1 protein-coding gene and 1 pseudogene are annotated in these 4,753 nt (G+C 57.4%); both read left to right on the plus strand.

The window, feature by feature from the left end; all coding sequences use genetic code 11:
- Positions 1-380: 380 nt before the first annotated feature.
- Positions 381-485, plus strand: a pseudogene (locus tag BLV48_RS19665) (ESPR-type extended signal peptide-containing protein); the annotation flags it as partial.
- A gap of 315 nt (positions 486-800) precedes the next feature.
- The coding region (locus tag BLV48_RS18560) for a beta strand repeat-containing protein (RefSeq protein WP_254775088.1) at positions 801-4,753 on the plus strand (3,953 nt) is incomplete at its 3' end.

Below are 4,753 nucleotides of genomic sequence, written 5' to 3' on the forward strand. Positions count from 1 at the left end.
CCGATTGCCGAAAATACGGTTGTGCTGGACGCGGGCCTGGTTGTCCCGGTATCGAAAAATACCGATATCAGATTTGGCTACAGAGGCGAGCACTCGGATGAGAGTGATGTGCAGGAGGGATATATTCAGATGAGTGTGCGTTTCTAGTTCGGGCGCATTGGTCATGCGCTGGGGCTGTGTTCACCTGGGTGAGTTTTCCCGTGAGTACAGGCGGCTGTTTGGGCAGCGGCCCTCGGAGACGCTGATGCGGCTCCCGGATTGATTCTGAGGCGCAGGCGTTGTTTGCGGATATCCGATAGTGGGCCAACAGTCGTTTGACGATAATCGAGGATCAATATTCGAGTCAGTTATGTATTAAGCCCTTACAGGGAGCCGTAGCCATGAATTTCACTTTTCGACTCCGTTACAACGCCAGTCTAGGTCTGTGGCAAGTAGCTGCGGAAACCTCGAAAGCACGGGGCCGGTCGTCTGGCGGTCGCGGTGCTCGTTTGACAGCTTTTTTGTCACTTAGCCCATTCCTACGGCGGATAATCGCACTGGCCCTGGCGGTATCCTCAATGCCCGCACTTGCCCAGAGTGTTGAATCCACAGGGAATTTGGAAAGTGGGGTTTTTAATGGTGCGTGGACGTACAGCCCCGTTATCTCCGTATCTCCAATCTGGGATGTCCCTGGGGATTCGTTCCATCTCGGCCGCCAGAGCAACGCGACCCTGAACATACTGGATGGGGGAAAGGTTACCAGCGATTTGACCACGTTGGGCACCGGTTCAGGCGTCACTGGCACAGCGACGATAGCTGGAGTGGATTCAACATGGCAGGTGCTGGGGGCGCTCCTTATCGGGGGGGCAGGGACCGGTGATATTTACCTCCGCGATGGCGGTCTCCTCAGTAGCGCAGGAACCGTGGGTGTCGGGGAACGTCCAGGCGGCGTTGGCCGTGTTCATGTTGAAGGATCTTCCTCCGCCTTTCATGCGAAAGCGAATTTCTATCTGGGACTTGAAAGTACGGGTGTACTGGATATCTCAGACGGCGGAAGGGTCACTGTCGATCGTAACGCGGTAATCGGAACCAGAAGTGGTGCCTCGGGCACTGTAAACCTCTCAGGTAATACTTCCACGTTTAACGTCGGTGGAGACTCTATACAGGACAGTCTGTATGTCGGGCGTTTAGGGGAAGGTGCTGTCAATGTACGGAATGGCGCTCATGTCGTCGCCGTGAACAGCCATGTGGGCTATGAGACAACGGGCACGGCTTTTCTGGATCAGGGGGCAAGCTGGACAAACTCCGCCCACATGTTCGTCGGTGATAGTGGCAATGGTACGCTCACCGCTGATGGCGCTTCTGAAATCAGCAATGTCATTGGCCGCGTGGGCGTCCAGACAGGGAGTCAGGGCACGGTTAACCTGCTCAATGGCTCCAGTTGGGTAAACTCGGACGATCTGCACTTGGGGTTGGGAGGGACCGCCACTCTCAATGTCAGTGGCGGCAGTGAAGTCCATAGCCGCCATGGCAGCCTTGGTTACTACGCCAGTGGTGAAGGCGTTGCCACCCTGACTGGAGGTGGTCTCTGGGAGATGCAGGGAAACCTTCTTATCGGTAATGAAGGCACTGGTACCCTAAACATTGGCAGCTACGACGGAGCGGGAACCGCCGGCGAGCTTGTTGTAACCAGCATCGCGACGGGCAGCGGCAGCGGTACCATTAACTTTAACCAGACAAACACGGCTCAGCTATCCGCTCCTATCGCCGGCAACCTTGAGCTCAACCATCGCGGCAGCGGCACCACGACCCTGACCGGGAACAACAGCTACAACGGTGGCACGACGGTGTCATCGGGTACGCTGCAAATTGGTAATGGGGGTACATCGGGAAGTCTCACGGGCACTGTGGTCAATAACAGCTCACTGGTATTCAACCGGTCAGATGACTCCAGTTTCGATGGCATGATCAGCGGAACGGGCACACTGACGAAAGAGGGGGGAGGCTCCCTGACGCTCAGTGGCAATAATACTGTTACCGGGAATACCACGGTCAATGACGGCACCTTGCTCGTTGAAGGGTCGCTGGGTAACTCTAACATCCAGATAAACAATGGCAGCCGTCTTGGCGGGTCGGGTACCGTTGGTAACACCGAGATTCAGGATGGCGGCACCCTGGTTCCCGGGAGTTCTCCCGGTCAGTTGACGATAGCCGGGAACCTGTTCCTGGCCCCGAATGCGGCATTAAGCGTTGAACTGGGGGACCCTTCAGGAACGGCCGGGGTTGATAGCGACCTGATTGACGTCAGCGGCAACCTGACATTGGATGGCACGCTTGACGTGGCGGATGCGGGCGGTTTTGGTCCGGGCCTGTACCGGCTGATCAATTACGCCGGAGTGCTCACGGATAATGGGCTTGAAGTAGGCGCAAGCCCTCGGGGGTACATCTCCGATGATGTTGAGGTGCAGACCAGCACATCGGGACAGGTAAATTTGCTGGTGTCCTCTCCCTCTGTTTCCGCACTCACCTTCTGGAACGGCTCGGCCTTAAGCGCCACCGGTTCTGTTGAGGGTGGGGATGGCATCTGGGACCTGAACCGCGCCAACTGGACCGACCCAGCGGGGGCGACGGCAGGTGTATACGACCTCGTAGGACTTCTGGTGTTCTCTGGTGACAGTGGCAGGGTGATCGTGGACAACAGTGATGGTCAGGTGACTCTGGACGCGGGTGCCGGTCTGCAGTTTGCTGCGGATGGGTACCGGCTAGAGGGGGATTCGCTTGAGCTGGTGGCCGCAGACACCACCCTTCGAGTCGGGGATGGAACCTCAGCTGGCGCGAATTACCGTGTGACCCTGGCCAACGATCTGACAGGGTCTGGAGGCTTTGCCAAGACAGACCTGGGGGAGCTGGTGCTGACCGGAGACAGCTCTCTGGGCAGCCTTGCTTCCGTCCGGCAGGGTACCATGAGCATCAGGGATGGTGGTCGCCTGTCCAGCAATGCTGAAGGCCGTGTTGGCTATGCCAGTGACGAGGAGGGGAGTGTCACCGTTACCGGTCCGGGGTCCGCCTGGATCAGCGCGGGGGATCTGCGGTTGGGTTCTGAGGGTGAAGGAAGCCTGCAGGTTCTGGATGGAGCAACCGTCAGCAATCAGGAGGGGCTTGTCGCTCACCAGGATGGAGCCATTGGCCAAGTGTTTGTGTCCGGCGAAAATAGCCACTGGCATAACCGGGGTTGGCTTTACATCGGAGTTGAGGGAGACGGTGAACTCAAGATCGGTGATGGGGCCCAAGTGAGCAACACCGTTGCTTACGTCGGCCGGGGTAGTCTGGGCACGGGCACCGTGACGGTAACAAACACCGGTTCCGAGTGGAATAGCTCCGATGACCTCTACGTCGGAGGCTGGGGCAGGGGAACCCTGAACATTCAAAATGGTGCGACGGTCAGCAGCCGCAATGGTCGCTTGGGCTACTTTCCGACAGGGGATGGAACAGTAACAGTAACAGGTGGGGGCGCTTGGAATAATCAGGGCAACCTTATTCTTGGGTATGAATCCACCGGAACCCTGAACATAGGTAAAGCGGACCTGAGCGATACCGCCGGGCAGGTGACAGCCAGCGAACTAATCACTGGGACTGCTGGCAGCGGCACGCTCAATTTCAACCAAACCGACGATATCACCTTCAGCATACCCATCGCCGGGAATATCGTGGTGAATCAGCGTGGTGTCGGTACTACCATTCTGACCGGCACCAACACCTACTCGGGCGACACTACTATTTCCGATGGTACTGTGCTGGTTAATGGCTCTATTACTAACTCCCGTATAGTGGTTGGTGGCGGCACTCTGGGTGGCAGTGGCTCCTTGAGTGATGTTGAAGTCAATAGTGGTAGCCTTTCGCCAGGTAACTCCATTGGCACCCTGAATGTGACAGGTGACTGGAGTCTAGCTAGCGGAGCAACTTATCTGGTTGAACTGATCAGCGGCGGTACAACGGCGGGTACGCACAACGACCTGGTCGAGGTGGGTGGTAACGCTACCATTGACGATGGCGCCCTGCTGCATGTGACGCCCGAGAACGGCAGTGATAATGGCTCCACCTATGCTGATGGCAGTACCTATACAATTGTCCGCGCCGCAGGGGATATGGTGGTAAATGGTACTCAAATCCTGAGTGACGACTATGCCTACCTGGATTTCAGTACCAGCCACGATAGTGATGGTTACTACCTGACCAGCCGTCTTATCAGCGCGCCAGAACCCGAACCTGAGCCCGAACCCGAACCCGAACCCGAACCTGAGCCTGAGCCTGAGCCTGAGCCTGAGCCTGAGCCTGAGCCTGAGCCCGAGCCCGAGCCAGAACCAGAACCCGAACCAGAACCAGAACCCGAACCAGAACCAGAACCAGAACCCGAACCAGAACCAGAACCAGAACCAGAACCAGAACCAGAACCAGAACCCATCCAGAGCTTCTGCCTGGATGGCATGTCCGGCAATCAGTGCAGCACCGGTGACAGTGCCTTCAGATTGGCGGAGGGGCATCCGCTCTATGATCAGGTTCTGAATATGAGCGAAGCACAGGCGAGGGCGGCGCTGAATGCGTTGTCGGGTGAGCTGCATGCCAGTGCTCACGCCCAGTTGGCGACCCAGAGCGATGGTATCCGTCTGGCGGCACTGGAACGGCTGCAGTCCACATCACAGCAAGCGGGTACCGGACTCTGGTTTGACATGCTGTACAGCGACGCTGAACTGAATGGCAACAGTGGCATCGCTAC

The sequence above is a fragment of the Marinobacterium iners DSM 11526 genome, from assembly GCF_900107855.1.
In the GTDB taxonomy this organism is placed as follows: Bacteria; Pseudomonadota; Gammaproteobacteria; order Pseudomonadales; family Balneatricaceae; genus Marinobacterium; species Marinobacterium iners.